Genomic DNA, 15021 nt, shown 5'->3' on the forward strand with positions numbered 1-15021 from the left:
CCGGGCGCTATGCCGGCACACTGCGGAACCCTTCATGCGTCTGTTTCACACCTCCGACTGGCACCTGGGACAAACCCTGCACGGCCAGGAACGCGATTTCGAACACGCCTGTTTTCTCGAATGGCTGCTCGGCCAGCTCAAGCTGCGCCAGCCCGATGCGCTGCTGATTGCCGGCGACATCTTCGACACCGTCAACCCGCCGGTCAAAGCCCAGGAGCGGCTCTACGACTTCATCGTCCAGGCCCACGAACAGCAGCCCAAGCTGAACATCGTGATGATCGCCGGCAACCACGACTCCGGCTCGCGCATTGAACTACCGGCGCCGCTGATGCGCCGCCTGCACACCCACGCCCTGGGCCGGGTGCAGTGGCTGGACGAAGGTGAACTGGACAGCGAGCGCCTGTTGATTCCGCTGACCAACGCCAAGGGCAAGGTCGCCGCCTGGTGCCTGGCGCTGCCGTTCCTGCGCCCGGCGGAAGTCACCGGTGCGCACCTGGGCGATGACTACCTGCGTGGCATTGCCCAGGTCCACGAGAAACTCATCGCCGCCGCCCTGCAACGGCGCAAGGCCGGCCAGGCACTGATTGCCGTGAGCCACGCGCACATGGCCGGTGGCTCGGTCTCGGAAGACTCCGAACGCAGCCTGATCATCGGCAACGCCGAAGCCTTGCCCGCGCGCCTGTTCGCCCCGCAAATCAGCTATGTCGCCCTCGGCCATCTGCACAAGCCGCAGAAGGTCAACCGCGAAGAGCGCATCCGCTACAGCGGCTCGCCAATCCCGCTGTCGTTCTCGGAAATCGGCTATCAACACCAGATCCTTGAAATCGAACTGGATGGCGCCAACCTGGCCAGCGTCGAATCGCGCCTGGTGCCGCGGGCCGTGCACCTGCAACGGCTGGGCCCGGCGCCACTGGCCGAAGTGCTCGAGCAATTGGCCGAGCTGCCGGTGATTGACCTGCTCGACGATCCGCAGCGCCAACCCTGGCTGGAGATCCGCGTACGCCTGGACGAGCCCCTGCCCGACCTGCGCACCCAGCTCGAAGGCGCCCTGCACGGCAAGGCCGTGCGCCTGGTGCGCATCGCGGCCGAGTATGCCGGCAACGGGCGCAGCGAGGATGAGAGCGGCGCCGACTTGCTGGAACTGGGCCAACTGACCCCGCACGAGCTGTTCAGCCGCGCCTGGGAGCAGGCCTATGGCAATGCCGTCGACGAACAGACCCTGGCCGACTTTGCCCTGTTGCTGCAGGACGTCCAGCAGGAGGAAGAACAGCCATGAAGATTCTCGCCATCCGTCTGAAGAACCTGGCCTCGCTGGAAGGCCCGATCGAGATCGACTTCACCGCCGAGCCGCTGGCCAGCGCCGGCCTGTTTGCCATTACCGGGCCCACCGGCGCCGGCAAGAGTACCCTGCTCGACGCCCTGTGCCTGGCGCTGTTCGGCGCCGTGCCACGGCTGAACAACATCGGCCGCGAGACCAAGCTGCCGGAGGTCGACAGCGACATCCTCACCAGCGACCCGCGCACCCTGCTGCGCCGGGGCTCGGGCAGCGGTTTTGCCGAGGTGGATTTCGTCGGCATCGACGGCCGGCGCTACCGCGCCCGCTGGGAAACCAACCGCGCCCGCGACAAGGCCAACGGCAAGCTGCAAGGCAGCCGTCAGAGCCTGCATGACCTGGACAGCGACCAGCTGCTGAGCAACCAGAGCAAGGCCGAATACAAGCAACTGATCGAGTCGCGCCTGGGCCTGAACTTCGAACAGTTCACCCGCGCGGTGATGCTGGCCCAGAGCGAGTTCAGCGCCTTTCTCAAGGCCGATGACAAAGAGCGCAGCGAGCTGCTGGAAAAGCTTACCAACACGGCGATCTACAGCCAGCTGGGCCGCCGCGCCTACAGCAAGAGCAAGGAAGCCGAAGAGGCGCACAAGGCCCTGCTGGACCAGGCCAGCGGCGTGATGCCTATGGCCGCCGAGGCCCGCGCCGAACTCGACCAGCGCTACAGCGGGGCCCTCGATCGGTTCAAGGCCGAACAGGCGCAACTGCGCCAGCTTGAACAGCAGCGCAGCTGGCTCACCGAGTTGCTGCAACTGCAGGAACAGGTGCAGACCAGCACGGCGCAACTGCACAGTGCCCAGCAGCACAACGACAGCCTGCACAGCGAGCGGCTGAAACTCGCGCGCCTGGAACAGCTGGCGCCGCAGCGTCACCAGTTTGCCCGCCAGCAGGCGCTCAATGCCCAGCTCAGCCCGCTGGCGATGAGCATCGCCGCGCAGCGCCAGCAGCATGACCTGTTGCATGGCCACCAGCAGCAACTGCAGGACGACCTGGGCAAGGCCCACGCGGCCCTCGCCCAGGCCCTGGCACAACAAACCGACAGCGCGCCATCGGTGCGCCAGGCCTTTGCCGAGCAGAACACCCTCGCCCGCCTGCACCAGGAACTGGCCAACAGCGCGACGCTCAAGCACCAGGCCGAGCAGGCCAGTGCCGAGGGCCAGCAACAGCTGTTGACCCTCGATGAACAGCAACGCCTGAGCGAACAGCGCCTGCAGCAGATCGGCCAACAGCTGGAGCAAAGCGCGCCGCTGGCCGGGCTGAGCGAAGCCTGGAGCGCCTATCGCGACCGCCTGCAGCAACTGATGCAGCTGGGCAACCGCCTCAACCAGGGCCACGCCGAGCTGCCTGGCCTGCAGGAGCGTGCCAGCCAGGCCAGTGCCCAGCTTGAGGAGCAGCGCGCCGCCCTGGCCCTGCTCTACCGCGAAGCCGAGGCTGAACCCCAGGCCCTGGCCGAACAGATCGGCCTGCTCGGCGAGCTGCTGCAGAAAAACCGCCAGCAGCAGCGTCAGGTCGAAGAACTGAGCCGGCTGTGGAGCAACCAGCAGGACCTCGAACAGCGCCTGCAAGCCTTGCGCGAGCGCCAGCAAGCGGCGTTGAAGCAACGCGAGCAGCTGATCAGCGAAGGCCTCAATGGCAAGAACCAGCTGACCGCCGCCGAGCAAGCGCTAAGCGTTACCCGCCAGTTGCTCGAACGCCAACGCCTGGCCCGCAGCCAGAGCGTCGAAGAGCTGCGCGCGCAACTGCAAGACGACCAGCCCTGCCCGGTGTGCGGTAGCCAGGAGCACCCTTATCACCAGCCCGAAGCCCTGCTGCAAAGCCTCGGCCGCCACGACCAGAACGAAGAGGCCAACGCACAGCAAATGGTCGACGGGCTGAAGAAACAGCTCGATGAACTGCGCACTCAACTGGGTGGCGTCAACGGCCAGGTCAAGGAGTACCTGCACCAGCAGGAACAACTGGGCAACCAGCAACACGCGCTGCAGCCAAGCCTTGAAGCGCACCCGCTATACCCGTCGCTGGCCGAGCAGGACGCCAGCCAGCGCAGCGCCTGGCTGGACTTGCAGGCGCGCAACCTGAACCACGACATCAGTCGTGACGAACAGCGCCAGAACGCCCTACTGGCCCTGCAGAAAGACGCCAGCCGCCTGCAACAGCAATTGCAGGCAGCCCAAGACGCCAGCCAGCAGGCCAACCAGCACCTGAGCCAGCAGCAAACGGCGCTGGCCAGTGACCAAGAGCGCCTGGAGCAGGAACTGGCCAGTTTCGCCAGCCTGTTGCCTGGCGAGATCCTCAACGACCTGCGCCAGGAGCCGGCTGCCGCCTTCATGCGCCTGGACCAGCAACTGGCCCTGCGCCTGGACCTGCTGCAACGGCAAAAGGACGAACAGCAGGAGCACGGCGAGCGCCAGCAGACCCTGGACAAAGCCCAGTTGCAGCAACAGGCACGGATTCAGAAGCAGGAAGAACTGCAACAGCAGTTCAGCGAGCTGGAGCGCCAGCATCAAGCCAGCCGCGACAGCCTTGCCAGCCTGCTCGGCGAACAGGCCAGCGCCGAGCATTGGCAGCAGCATCTGGACCAGGCGGTGGAGCAAGCGCGCCAGGCCGAAACCCAGGCCGGCCAACAGTTGCAGGAGACCCAGGCACGCTTGATCGAACTGGCCGCCGAGCTCAAGGCCAAGGGCGAACGCCTGAGCGCGCTGGAGCAGGAACACCATGAGGTGCGCGGCCAGATCGAACAATGGCGCCAGGGCCACCCGGAGTTGGACGACAGCGGCCTGGAGCAGTTGCTGGCGCTCGACGACAACGCCGTGGCGCAACTGCGCCAGGAGCTGCAGGACAGCGAGAAGGCCATCGAACAGGCGCGTACCCTGCTGCAGGAGCGCCAGCAACGCCTGGACCAGCATCAGGCCCAGGGCAATGCCGAGCTCACCCGCGAAACGCTGGAACAGGCCTTCGACAGCCTGCAGGTGCAACTGACCGCCAGCGAACAGACCTGCGCCGAATTGCGTGCCGCCCAGGCCGAAGACCAGCGCCGGCAACTGGCTCACCAGGCCCTGGCCGAGCAGATCGCCACGGCCTACAGCGAGTGGCAGCGCTGGGCACGGCTCAACGCCCTGATCGGCTCGGCCACCGGCGATACCTTCCGCAAGATCGCCCAGGGCTACAACCTCGACCTGCTGGTGCACCACGCCAACGCCCAGTTGCGCCAACTGGCCCGGCGCTACCGGCTCAAGCGCGGTGGCAGCCTGCTCGGGCTGCTGGTGCTGGACACGGAAATGGGTGACGAACTGCGCTCGGTGCATTCGCTGTCGGGCGGCGAGACCTTCCTGGTCTCGCTGGCCCTGGCCCTGGGCCTGGCCTCGATGGCTTCGAGCACCCTGCGCATCGAATCGCTGTTTATCGACGAAGGCTTCGGCAGCCTCGATCCGGAATCGCTGCAACTGGCCATGGACGCGCTCGACGGCCTGCAGGCCCAGGGCCGCAAGGTCGCGGTGATCTCCCACGTGCAGGAGATGCACGAGCGCATCCCGGTGCAGATCCAGGTCCGCCGCCAGGGTAATGGCCTGAGTACCGTGGAGGTCAGCGGATGATCCTCTACTCGTTCCGCCGCTGCCCCTGGGCCATGCGCGCGCGCCTGGCCCTGCGCTACGCCCAGTGCCCGGTAGAGATCCGCGAAGTCAGCCTCAAGGCCAAGCCAGCCGAACTGCTGGCCCTGTCGCCCAAGGGCACGGTGCCGGTGTTGAGTGCCGATGACCTGGTACTGGAGGAAAGCCTGGACATCATGCGCTGGGCCCTGGCCCGGCACGACCCGCACGATTGGCGGCTGACGGCCGACCCGCAGGCGGCGCAAGCCGCTGATGCGCTGATCGCACGCAATGATCGCGAGTTCAAGGCCCAGGTCAACCTGTACAAGTACGCCGAACGCTATCCGCAGCATTCACGGGAACATTACCGGGCCCAGGCCGAAAGCTGGTTGGTGGAACTGGATGCGCGACTGGCGCAGCAGGCGTACCTGTTCGCGGACCATCCCAGCCTGGCTGACGCGGCATTGTTGCCGTTGATGCGCCAGTTTGCCGGGGTGGAGCCTGAGTGGTTCGCCCACGCGCCCTACCCGCACTTGCGGGCATGGTTGCAGAGGTGGCTGGAGTCGGCATTGTTCAAGGCGATCATGGCGCGTTGAACCCATCGCTGGCAAGCCAGCTCCCACAGGGGCCTTGTGGGAGCTGGCTTGCCAGCGATGAGGCCAGAAGCTACAGCGCCAGAATCGGCGAAGAATAGAGGAACAGCAACACCGCCAGAATTCGCCATTTCATGTGTTATCCCCTGACGTCAATAAATTAGCGTCAAATTCAATCACATGGCGATATGCTATTACCAGAAAAATCTACACGCTCAATGCTGCGACTTGTGGTCCAGCGCAGCGTAGAAGTTGGCACTTTGTTGCAGGTATTTCTGGGTATAGCTCTGGGTCGACGATTTACGCTCGCTGAGCTCGACATGGGCGTTGGCCGGCAGGACCACCGAAGCAGAAATGGCGGAAGCGGCGATGACCGGGAAAAGGTTGAAGTTCATGGCGCTGACCTCGAAGTCTGTGGTTTGAAGTGGCCGCTTGGGGCCGTGGTTCAAACTTACGCCGCTGGCGCGGCGCACAGAAATTCATTGCAGCAGTAGCCAACATCAAGGCAATTGATAGTCAGTTGACGAACTTCAGGTCCGACGGCGCATCCTGGGCCAGCTTCTGTACGGTTTCGCCCAGCAAGCCACTGCGTGGATCACGGCGGATCACCACGATCTGGTTGCTCTTCTGATTGGCCACCAACAGGTACTTGCCGGTAGGGTCGAGGGTAAATTCCCGCGGGTGATCGCCCTCGACACTGCGCCGCTGCACCTGCATCAGCTTGCCGCTCTTGTCATCCACGGCAAACACCAGCAGCTCGTTGGCCGTGCCACGGTTGCTGACATACAGAAAGCGCCCGTCGGCCGACAGGTGCAATGCCCCCGCCGCCTTGGCCGAGGCATCGTTCTGCTCGGTCAATGGCAGGCGCTGCAGCTCCACCAGCTTGCCGTCCTGATAATCGAAGGCCACCACTTGGGCGCTCATCTCCAGGGTCAGGTAGGCATGCTTGCCATCGCGGTCAAACAGCAGGTGCCGCGGCCCGCTGCCCGGTGGCAGGCTAACCGGCTCGACCGCGCTCAGTGGTTGCGTGGGGCTGGCGCCGTCGTAGCGGTAGACAAACACCTTGTCGGCCCCCAGGTCGCTGGCGAACACGTACTTGCCGTCGTCCGATGACACCACAGAGTGCACATGGGGCGCGGTCTGGCGCTCCGGGTTGACGCCGCTGGGCTTGTGCCGGTCTTGTTGCACCGAGGCTTGCAGGTAGCCGTTACGCCCCACCGGCAACACACTCAGGCTGCCGCCCGGGGCGGGCAACACGCCGTAATTGGCGACGAACAGGTAGCGTTGGTCCTGGCTGAGGCTGGAATGGGTTGGTTCATCGCCCTGGCTTGGCACCTGGCTCAGCGCCTTGAGGTTGCCGTCCTTGCCAATCGCAAAACTGCTGACCTGGCCGTTGCCGGCGCCGTTCTCGTTGACGGCAAACAGCAGGCGCTTGTCCACCGAGAGGGTCAGCCAGGACGGGTTTTCGCTCATGAGGATCTGCAGCGGCGCAGGGTCGATCTGGCCGCTGTCGCTGTTGAAGCGGTAGCGGTAGATACCTTCGCTGCTGCCTGCGGTATAGCTGCCGACCAGCAGGTCGTGGGCCTGGGCGGTGAGCGTCAGGCTCATGCTACTGGCGATCAGCAGGTTCTTCAGCAGGCGCGTCATCGTCTTCCTCATCGCAGGCACTAAAGGCACTCATACAGACTAGCCGATGCTCGCCAGTCTCGGCCGCGACCAGCCAGTCGGTACCTTCAAGCCGGGCGGCGCCGATCTGCTCGGGGGAGAACTTGTATTTTTTCAAGGCACGGCCGTCCATCAGCTCGATGCTCAGGCCGGTTTCGTCGAAGGTGAAGTCAAAGGCGTGCAGGCCGTCGATCAGGAGCATGTTGCTGGATTCGAGGGCTTGGGAGAGGGTTGTCATTGCAGGAAGATCACTGGCGGGAAAACCCCCATGATACCTGATCGTCAAAAGCATCGCCGGCAAGACCGGCTCCCACAGGTAATGCGCACCTGTGGGAGCCGGTCTTGCCGGCGATGGGCTACGAAGTAGCCCCGATGACAGCAGCGGTCAATGGGCAAAAATCGAACCGCCCTCCTTGCCCACCATTTTCTCCGGTTTGATCAGGAACCGCGCCAGAGCCGGCAGCAGCCACAGCGCACCAAACATGTTCCACAGCAGCATGAAGGTCAGCATCAGGCCCATGTCGGCCTGGAACTTGATCGCCGAGAAGATCCAGGTGCACACGCCGATGGCCAGGCACAGGCCGGTGAACAATACCGCCTTGCCGGTGGACTTGAGGGTCTGGTAGTAGGCTTCCTGCAGCGGCAACCCGGCGCGCAGGAAGCTCTCCAGGCGGCTGTAGATGTAGATGCCGTAGTCCACGCCAATGCCTACGCCCAGTGCCACCACCGGCAGGGTCGCGACCTTGACGCCGATGCCCATGTAGGCCATCAGCGCGTTGCCCAGCACCGAGGTCAGCACCAGCGGCAGGACGATGCACAGGGTCGCGGCGAAGGAGCGGAAGGTGATCATGCACATCACCGCCACGCAGATGTACACCAGGATCAAAATGGTCAGCTCGGCCGACTTGATCACTTCGTTGGTGGCCGCCTCGATACCGGCGTTACCGGCAGCCAGGAGGAATTCCAGGCCTTCCTTGTTATGGCTGTCGGCAAACTCCTGCACCGCCTTGACCGCACGGTCGAGGGTCTCGGCCTTGTGGTCGTTGAGGAAGATCAGCACCGGCGCCAGCGAGCAGTCGGCGTTGTACAGGCCGTCGGCACGGGAGATCGAGCTGTTGAGCACGTCCGGGTTGCGCGACAGGCTTTCCCATTTCAGGTTGCCCTCGTTCATGCCCTTGATCATCTGCTTGGACACGGTCACCAGCGAGATCGCCGACTGCACCCCAGGGGTGTTCTCCATCTTCCACATCAGCTCGTCGATCGGCGCCATGGTCGCGTGTACCGAACAGCCTTCGGTCGGGGTCTTGACCATCACCACCAGCACGTCGGAACTGGTCGAGTAATTGTCGATGATGAAGGCGTTGTCCTGGTTGTAGCGCGAGTCCGGACGCAGCTCCGGCGCGCCTTGGTCGAGGTCGCCGATCTTCAGGTTCTGGCTGTACCAGAGACCGCCACCGAAGGCCAGCAAGGCCAGGACAATGGACACCGGCGCCACCTTGGCGCTGGCAAAATTGGACAGCAGGCGCCAGAACGGATGCTCGCGGGTGGCGTCCTTCTTGCTGCGCTCGATGGCCTTCTTGCTGATGCCGACATAGGAGATCGCCACCGGCAGGAGGATCAGGTTGGTGAAGACAATCACGGCTACACCGATCGACGCACCGATGGCCAGCTCGCGGATCACGCCGATGTCGATGATCAACAGGGTGATGAAGCCCACGGCGTCGGCGAGAATGGCGATCATCCCCGGCAGGAACAGTTGGCGGAAGGTACGCCGCGCGGCGGTCAGGGCGTTGTCGGCATCGCTGGACTGCAAGGCGATGCCGTTGATCTTCTGCACCCCGTGGGAGATGCCGATGGCGAAGATCAAAAACGGCACCAGCATCGAGTACGGGTCAAGGCCGAAGCCCACCGCGTGCATCAGCCCCAGTTGCCAGACCACCGCCACCAGGGTAGTGATCAACACGGCGATGGTGCTGCGGATGCACCAGGTGAACCAGTACAGCAGCACCCAGGTGATCACCAGCGCGATCCCGAAGAACATCGCCACCATCATCAGGCCGTCGATCAGGTCGCCGACCTTCTTGGCGAAGCCGACGATGTGTACCTTCACATTGGGGTTCTGGGCCTGGAACTTGTCGCGGATCTTCTCTTCCAGCTGATGGGAGAACTGCTGATAGTCGAGCTTGATCAGCTTGCCCTGGTCCTGCGGGTCGGGATAGGACTCCAGCAGCGGAATATCGATGATGCTCGACTTGAAGTTGTTGGCCACCAGGCGCCCGACCTGCCCGGACTTGAGCACGTTGTTACGCAGCTTGTCGAGGCTTTCCGGCGAGCCGTTGTAGGTCTGCGGGATGACTTCGCCACCGGCAAAGCCCTCTTCGGTCACTTCGGTCCAGCGCACGCTGGGGCTCCACAACGACTTCAGCCCGGAACGGTCGACGCCGGGAATGTAGAACACCTCGTCATGCACCTGACGCAGGGTTTCCATGTACTCCTTGCTGAAGATATCGCCGTCGGTGGCCTCCACCGAGATGCGCACGGTGTTGCCGAGGTTGGCCAGGTCATTGCGGTGCTCGAGCATCTTCTCGATGAAGGGGTGCTCGAGCGGGATCATTTTTTCGAAACTGGTGGAAGGACGAATCTGCGTGGCCTGCCAGAACAGGAACACGCTGACCAGCAAGCAGATGAGGATCACCACCGGGCGATTGTTGAAGATCAGGCGTTCGAGCAAAGTCGTCTTGTCCTGATGGTGTTGCTGGTTCATGTTGAACTGCTCCTGACCGGTCATGGCTGCACTCCTTCGGCGCCCTGGGCCGAAGCCAGGTGCACGCCACCCTGGCCTACCAGCACCAGGCGCCCTCCACTCAGCCCGCTGACGCCGGCCAGGGCGATGCGATCGGCCCGGTTGAACACGCTGAAGCTCTGGCCGTCGTCGCTGCTGCGCAACACACTGCCGCCATTGCCCACGAGTACCAGGCTGCCATCATCGAGAAGCGTAGCGCTTGCCAGGCCAAATTCGAGGTTGCCGCGCGCGGCTTTCAATTCGATCTGTTGCCAGCTATCGCCAAAATCCGTGGAACGGTAGAGGTTGCCGCGCAATCCGTAGGCCAGCAAGGTACGCGGCTGGGCGGTGCCGGTGACACCGAACAGCGAGCCTTCATAGGGACCTTCGAGCTTTTCCCAGGTCTGACCGTCGTCGCTGGAGCGGAACATACTGCCCTGCTCGCCAACGATGAACAGGCCGGCGTCTTTCACCGCGGCGATACCGTTGAGGTGGAACTGGTCTTCGTTGTTCAGCCGATCGCCGACCTCGTTCCAGGTCTTGCCGCCGTCGGTGGTTTCCAGCAATGCGCCGTAGGCACCCACGGCGAAGCCGTGCTGGGTGTCCTTGAACCAGACGTCGAGCAACGGCGCTTCGCGCGCCAGGTCTTCAAATTGTTTGCTCCAGGTGGCGCCACCGTCAGTGCTGGCGAGGATCTGCGCATCGTGGCCGACCGCCCAGCCGTGCTGGTCGTCGACAAAATAGACCGCCGTGAGCAGTTGCCGGGTCGGTACCTTGGCTTGGGTCCAGGTCTTGCCCTGGTCATCGGAAAACAGGATATGGCCGCGATCACCGACAGCGACCAGGCGCGCGCCGGCCTTGGTGACGTCCAGCAGCAGGCTGTTTACCGCCTTGGACGATTCGGTGGAGTAGACATCGGTTGCAGCGGCTGCAGCCTCGACCGTGTTGGCCCAAAGCCCGATTGCCACTACCAGCAAGCCGCTGGCGGCCAATGCCCAAGGGCGACTGCCGGCTTTACGCGCAGCACCGCCGAGACCCGCCATGACAGGCTCAGTCATAGATCTATCCCCCTTTATTGTTATTTGGGTCAATCTATATGCAGGTACTGCCAAAAACCGTGTTCCAGAGCCCCGCAATAGCTGAGAGCCATCCTATCGGGGTTTGCAAAGGACTGACAACGAACGGGACGTTATCTTTTGTTAAGCGGGGGGATTTGCGGGGAAGCAATCGCTGGCAAGCCAGCTCCCACAGGGTCGGTGCATGCAGTTCCCTGTGGGAGCCGGCTTTGCCGGCGATAGGGCCATCAAGCCAGACTTTTGCTCACGACCTCATACACATCACTGGACAGCGAACCGCTAGCCAGAATGCGCTCCAGCTCACCTTTCATCAGCGCCTGACGCGCGCTGTCGTATTTGCGCCAGCGGGTCAGCGGCGCCAGTTGGCGCGACGCGATCTGCGGGTTGAGTGCGTTGAGCTCGATCACTAAGTCCGCCAGGAAGCGGTAACCCGAGCCATCGCCAGCGTGGAAGTTGACCAGGTTCTGCCCGGCGAAGGCACCGACCAGGGCGCGGACCTTGTTCGGGTTCTTCATCGTGAACGCCGGGTGCTGCATCAGTGCCTTGACCCGTGCCAGGCCGCCCGGCAGGGTGCTGGCCGCCTGTACGCTGAACCACTGGTCCATGACCAGCGGGTTGTCCTTGAAGTGCTCGGCAAAGCTCTCCAGGGCCTTGGCCCGCTCGGCTTCGAACGGCGAATTGACCAGCACGGCCAGCGCGGTGAGACGCTCGGTCATGTTGTCACAGGCGTCGAACTGCTCCAGGGTCGCGGCCAGGACTTCAGGCTTGGCGCTGAGCATCAGGTACGACAGCACGATGTTCTGCACGCTGCGCCGGGCAAAGTGCTCGGCCTCGGCGAGGTACTCGGTGCCACGCGATACCCCGCGGTTGGCCTGGTAACGTGCATTCAGGGCCTCGAACAGCTGCTCGGCGATCTGTTGGCGGGCGAACTCGCGGGCGGCGTGGATGGCATCGACATCGGCCACTTCGCTGATTTCGGTGAGGTAGGCCTCACTGGGCAGCGAAAGCATTTCGGCGACCATGGCCTGATCCAGTTGCTCGTTGGCCAGCACCGTGCCCAACGCGGTCACCAGGCGCTGGTCAAGCACCAGCTTGGCACCCTGCTGGTGCTGGGCGATCAGCTCCTGCAGCACCTGCACCGACAGTTGCTGGCCGGCTTCCCAGCGGTTGAAGCCATCGCTGTCATGCTGCATGAGGAACATCAGCTGGTCGCGGTCATAGGGGAAGCTCAGCTTGACCGGTGCGCTGAAACCACGCAGTAACGATGGCAGCGGCTTGGCGGCAACGCCTTCGAAGGTGAAGGTCTGCTCGGCTTCGGTCACCGACAGCACCCGCGAAGTGCCGACCGCAGCCGCCTCGCCTTGCAGGCGCAGGGCGATATCGTTGCCCTGGGCATCGAGCAGGCCCAGTTCCACCGGGATCACGAACGGTTTTTTCTCGACCTTGTCCGGGGTTGCCGGGCAGCTTTGACGGAAGGTCAGGCTGTAGGTTTGCGCAGCACTGTCGTAGGCCTCGCTGACCGCCAGGCGCGGCGTGCCGGCCTGGCTGTACCAGCGCTTGAACTGGCTCAGGTCGACGCCGTTGGCGTCTTCCATGGCCTTGATGAAGTCATCGCAGGTCACCGCCTGGCCATCATGACGCTCGAAGTACAGGTCGCTGCCTTTGCGGAAACCCTCGGCACCAAGCAGGGTGCGGACCATGCGCACCACTTCCGAACCCTTCTCGTACACGGTCAGGGTGTAGAAGTTGGAGATCTCGATAAAGCTGTCAGGGCGCACGGCGTGGGCCATGGGCCCGGCATCTTCGGCGAACTGGTGGGTACGCAGGTAGGCGACATCCTCGATGCGCTTGACCGTGCGCGAGTTCATGTCGGCGCTGAATTCGGAGTCACGGAACACCGTGAAGCCTTCCTTGAGCGACAGCTGGAACCAGTCGCGGCAGGTCACGCGGTTGCCCGACCAGTTGTGGAAGTATTCGTGGGCGACCACCGCCTCGACCCGCTGGTGGGCGGCGTCGGTGGCGGTTTCGGCGCGGGCCAGCACGCAGCTGGAGTTGAAGATGTTCAGGCCCTTGTTTTCCATGGCGCCCATGTTGAAGTCGTTGACCGCAACGATCATGAAGATGTCCAGGTCGTACTCACGGCCGTAGACTTCTTCGTCCCAGCGCATGGACTTCTTCAGGCTGGTCATGGCGTGCTGGCACTTGTCGATGTTTTCCGGCTCGACATAGATGCGCAGGGTCACGTCACGGCCCGACTGGCGGGTGAACTTGTCTTCAACGCACCACAGGTCACCGGCGACCAGGGCGAACAGGTAGGCCGGTTTCATGAACGGGTCTTCCCAGGTCGCCCAGTGCCGGCCGTCGTCCTGTGGGCCGCTGCCGACCGGGTTGCCGTTGGACAGCAGCACCGGGTAGCGATGCTGCTCGGCGATCACCGTGGTGGTGAACGCGCTCATCACGTCCGGGCGGTCGAGGTAGTAGGTGATCTTGCGAAACCCTTCGGCCTCGCACTGGGTGCAGAACATGCTGCCGGACTTGTACAGGCCTTCGAGGGCCGTGTTGCTCTCGGGGTGGATCTTCACGCTGGTGTCGAGGGTGAAGGTCGCAGCCTTGGGCTGTACGGTCAGGTGGCTATCGTCAAGTTGGTAGTCGCCGGCAGCCAGGGCCTGGTCGTCCAGGGCCACACTGAGCAGCTCCAGCTGCTGGCCGTCGAGCACCAGCGGCGGCAGGCCAGCACCACGGGCCGGGTTGCGGCGCATGACCAGCTGCGCGTGGACCAGGCTGTGGTCCTCGAACAGTTCGAAGGTCAGGTGCGTCTCGTCAATCAGGTACTCGGGGGCCTGATAGTCCTTGAGGTAGATCACTTGCGGCTGTTCGGTACGCATGTGGCGGTCCTTTTTTACTGATGCACGGCGAGCTGGTACGCCGTGTATTTACGAATATTGATCACGCCGGTGTCGAAGATCAGGTACTGGCCCTTGATGCCCAGCAGCGTGCCTTCAGCCACGGGATTCTTGTCCAGGTTGAAGCTGACGATCTTGCTTGGGTAGGCCTCGACCGGGTAGCGGATTTCCAGCACCTCGGCGTCAGTCAGCGGCTGGATCGCCTGCAGGCCGAATCGCGTCTGCAGGGCGCTGAAGCCCTCGGCGCAGCTGTCGAACAACTGCTGACGCACGGCCAGCAGGTCGACCGCCTCGGCATCGCCCTTGAGCAAGGCGCGCCAGTTGGTGCGGTCGGCGACCTGGCTGCGGAACAGGTCCTCGACCAGCCCCGATTGCTGGCGGGTGGCAACCCGCACGATCGGCAGCGCCTGGCTGGCGCCCTGGTCAAGCCAGCGCGTCGGTAGCTGGCTGGCGCGGGTGATGCCGACCTTGATGCCCGAGGAGTTGGCCAGGTACACCACATGATCGGTCATGCAGAACTGCTCGCCCCACGCGGGTTCGCGGCAGGTGCCCTGATCGTAATGGCATTTTTCCGGGGCCATGATGCACACGTCGCACTGCGCAAGCTTGATCATGCACGGGTAGCAGTAACCCTGGCTGAAGCTGGTCTTGGTCTTGCGCCCGCAGTGGCTGCAATGGATGGCACCGAGGTATTCCAGGCGCACGGTCTTGCCGATCAAGGGGTTGACCGGCACTTCCTGCTCGCCCAGGCGAAAAGCGTACTGCACCATCGACGCGTCGAGGCGCGCCGACATTTTGCTGATGGAGCCGCGGCCGAGTTCGATCAATGGATCGCATCCGACTTGAACAGGATGTTCGCCACCGGTGCCGATTTGGAGCTGCATTCCTGCGCCCCCATGTAACCGGTGCGCTCTTCCTCGGGCAGGTTCTGCAGTTCCCAGGCGATCACCGCCTGCAGCGACAGCTCTTTCTGCTCGGTGGTGAGCTTGCGCCCGTCTGCCCATTTGCCCAGTTCCACGGCCAGTTTCAGGCTCTGGTAGATTTCCGGGGTGATGTTTTCAATCATTTGCGCAAAAGTGGACATAACG

The 15021-nt window shown here is 63.5% G+C and carries 11 protein-coding genes; 3 read left to right on the forward strand and 8 right to left on the reverse strand.

What is annotated here, in order from left to right; genetic code table 11:
• Window positions 1-34 precede the first annotated feature (34 nt).
• The 3 genes from KHO53_RS02315 to KHO53_RS02325 are packed head-to-tail and all read left to right on the forward strand — an operon-like array spanning window position 35 to window position 5510.
• Entirely contained in the window at window positions 35-1276 is a 1242-nt protein-coding gene (locus tag KHO53_RS02315; RefSeq protein WP_213569931.1) for an exonuclease SbcCD subunit D C-terminal domain-containing protein, read from the forward strand.
• Window positions 1273-4920 carry an AAA family ATPase gene (locus KHO53_RS02320; protein WP_213569932.1) on the forward strand — a complete coding sequence of 1216 codons (3648 nt, stop codon included), beginning with the start codon at window positions 1273-1275 and terminating at the stop codon, window positions 4918-4920. The genes KHO53_RS02315 and KHO53_RS02320 overlap by 4 nt, the downstream gene beginning before the upstream one ends.
• Window positions 4917-5510: a glutathione S-transferase gene (locus KHO53_RS02325; RefSeq protein ID WP_036996449.1), complete on the forward strand. Its 594-nt coding sequence runs from the start codon at window positions 4917-4919 to the stop codon at window positions 5508-5510. The genes KHO53_RS02320 and KHO53_RS02325 overlap by 4 nt, the downstream gene beginning before the upstream one ends.
• A gap of 212 nt (window positions 5511-5722) precedes the next feature.
• Here KHO53_RS02325 and KHO53_RS02330 read toward each other — a convergent pair whose 3' ends face one another.
• The 8 genes from KHO53_RS02330 to KHO53_RS02365 all read right to left on the reverse strand — a co-directional run bounded on the left by KHO53_RS02330 (window position 5723) and on the right by KHO53_RS02365 (window position 15017).
• On the reverse strand, window positions 5723-5902 hold the full coding sequence (locus KHO53_RS02330) for a hypothetical protein (protein ID WP_010223291.1): 180 nt from the start codon (window positions 5900-5902) through the stop codon (window positions 5723-5725).
• Window positions 5903-6023: 121 nt separating this feature from the next.
• Complete coding sequence (locus tag KHO53_RS02335) at window positions 6024-7154, reverse strand: lactonase family protein (RefSeq protein WP_249684234.1); 1131 nt, start codon at window positions 7152-7154, stop codon at window positions 6024-6026.
• Window positions 7117-7410, reverse strand: coding sequence for a DUF5629 family protein (locus KHO53_RS02340; protein WP_010223289.1), 294 nt, complete (start codon window positions 7408-7410; stop codon window positions 7117-7119). Before KHO53_RS02340 ends, KHO53_RS02335 begins: the two co-directional genes overlap by 38 nt.
• A 147-nt stretch (window positions 7411-7557) precedes the next feature.
• On the reverse strand, window positions 7558-9936 hold the full coding sequence (locus tag KHO53_RS02345; RefSeq protein ID WP_026001336.1) for an efflux RND transporter permease subunit: 2379 nt from the start codon (window positions 9934-9936) through the stop codon (window positions 7558-7560).
• 20 nt (window positions 9937-9956) lie between these two features.
• Window positions 9957-11012 (reverse strand): WD40/YVTN/BNR-like repeat-containing protein, encoded by a 1056-nt coding sequence (locus KHO53_RS02350; protein ID WP_081839698.1) that lies wholly within the window; start codon window positions 11010-11012, stop codon window positions 9957-9959.
• A 245-nt stretch (window positions 11013-11257) separates the two neighbouring features.
• Window positions 11258-13915: an aminopeptidase N gene (pepN, locus tag KHO53_RS02355; RefSeq protein WP_213569933.1), complete on the reverse strand. Its 2658-nt coding sequence runs from the start codon at window positions 13913-13915 to the stop codon at window positions 11258-11260.
• A 14-nt stretch (window positions 13916-13929) separates the two neighbouring features.
• Entirely contained in the window at window positions 13930-14760 is an 831-nt protein-coding gene (locus tag KHO53_RS02360; RefSeq protein ID WP_213569934.1) for a DUF2797 domain-containing protein, read from the reverse strand.
• The gene (locus KHO53_RS02365) at window positions 14757-15017 is read right to left on the reverse strand and encodes a YeaC family protein (protein WP_010223284.1); all 261 of its coding nucleotides are present in this window, start codon (window positions 15015-15017) and stop codon (window positions 14757-14759) included. The genes KHO53_RS02360 and KHO53_RS02365 overlap by 4 nt, the downstream gene beginning before the upstream one ends.
• Between the last annotated feature and the right edge of the window lie 4 nt (window positions 15018-15021).

The organism is Pseudomonas sp. RC2C2, from assembly GCF_018390435.1.
In the GTDB taxonomy this organism is placed as follows: Bacteria; Pseudomonadota; Gammaproteobacteria; order Pseudomonadales; family Pseudomonadaceae; genus Aquipseudomonas; species Aquipseudomonas donghuensis.

Excerpts from the sequence above, each read along its gene's own strand:
- pepN (WP_213569933.1), bottom strand. The coding sequence starts at position 13,915 with ATGCGTACCGAACAGCCGCAAGTGATCTACCTCAAGGACTATCAGGCC.
- KHO53_RS02365 (WP_010223284.1), bottom strand. The coding sequence starts at position 15,017 with ATGTCCACTTTTGCGCAAATGATTGAAAACATCACCCCGGAAATCTAC.
- KHO53_RS02335 (WP_249684234.1), bottom strand. The coding sequence starts at position 7,154 with ATGACGCGCCTGCTGAAGAACCTGCTGATCGCCAGTAGCATGAGCCTG.
- KHO53_RS02320 (WP_213569932.1), top strand. The coding sequence starts at position 1,273 with ATGAAGATTCTCGCCATCCGTCTGAAGAACCTGGCCTCGCTGGAAGGC.
- KHO53_RS02330 (WP_010223291.1), bottom strand. The coding sequence starts at position 5,902 with ATGAACTTCAACCTTTTCCCGGTCATCGCCGCTTCCGCCATTTCTGCT.
- KHO53_RS02350 (WP_081839698.1), bottom strand. The coding sequence starts at position 11,012 with ATGACTGAGCCTGTCATGGCGGGTCTCGGCGGTGCTGCGCGTAAAGCC.
- KHO53_RS02315 (WP_213569931.1), top strand. The coding sequence starts at position 35 with ATGCGTCTGTTTCACACCTCCGACTGGCACCTGGGACAAACCCTGCAC.
- KHO53_RS02325 (WP_036996449.1), top strand. The coding sequence starts at position 4,917 with ATGATCCTCTACTCGTTCCGCCGCTGCCCCTGGGCCATGCGCGCGCGC.
- KHO53_RS02345 (WP_026001336.1), bottom strand. The coding sequence starts at position 9,936 with ATGAACCAGCAACACCATCAGGACAAGACGACTTTGCTCGAACGCCTG.
- KHO53_RS02340 (WP_010223289.1), bottom strand. The coding sequence starts at position 7,410 with ATGACAACCCTCTCCCAAGCCCTCGAATCCAGCAACATGCTCCTGATC.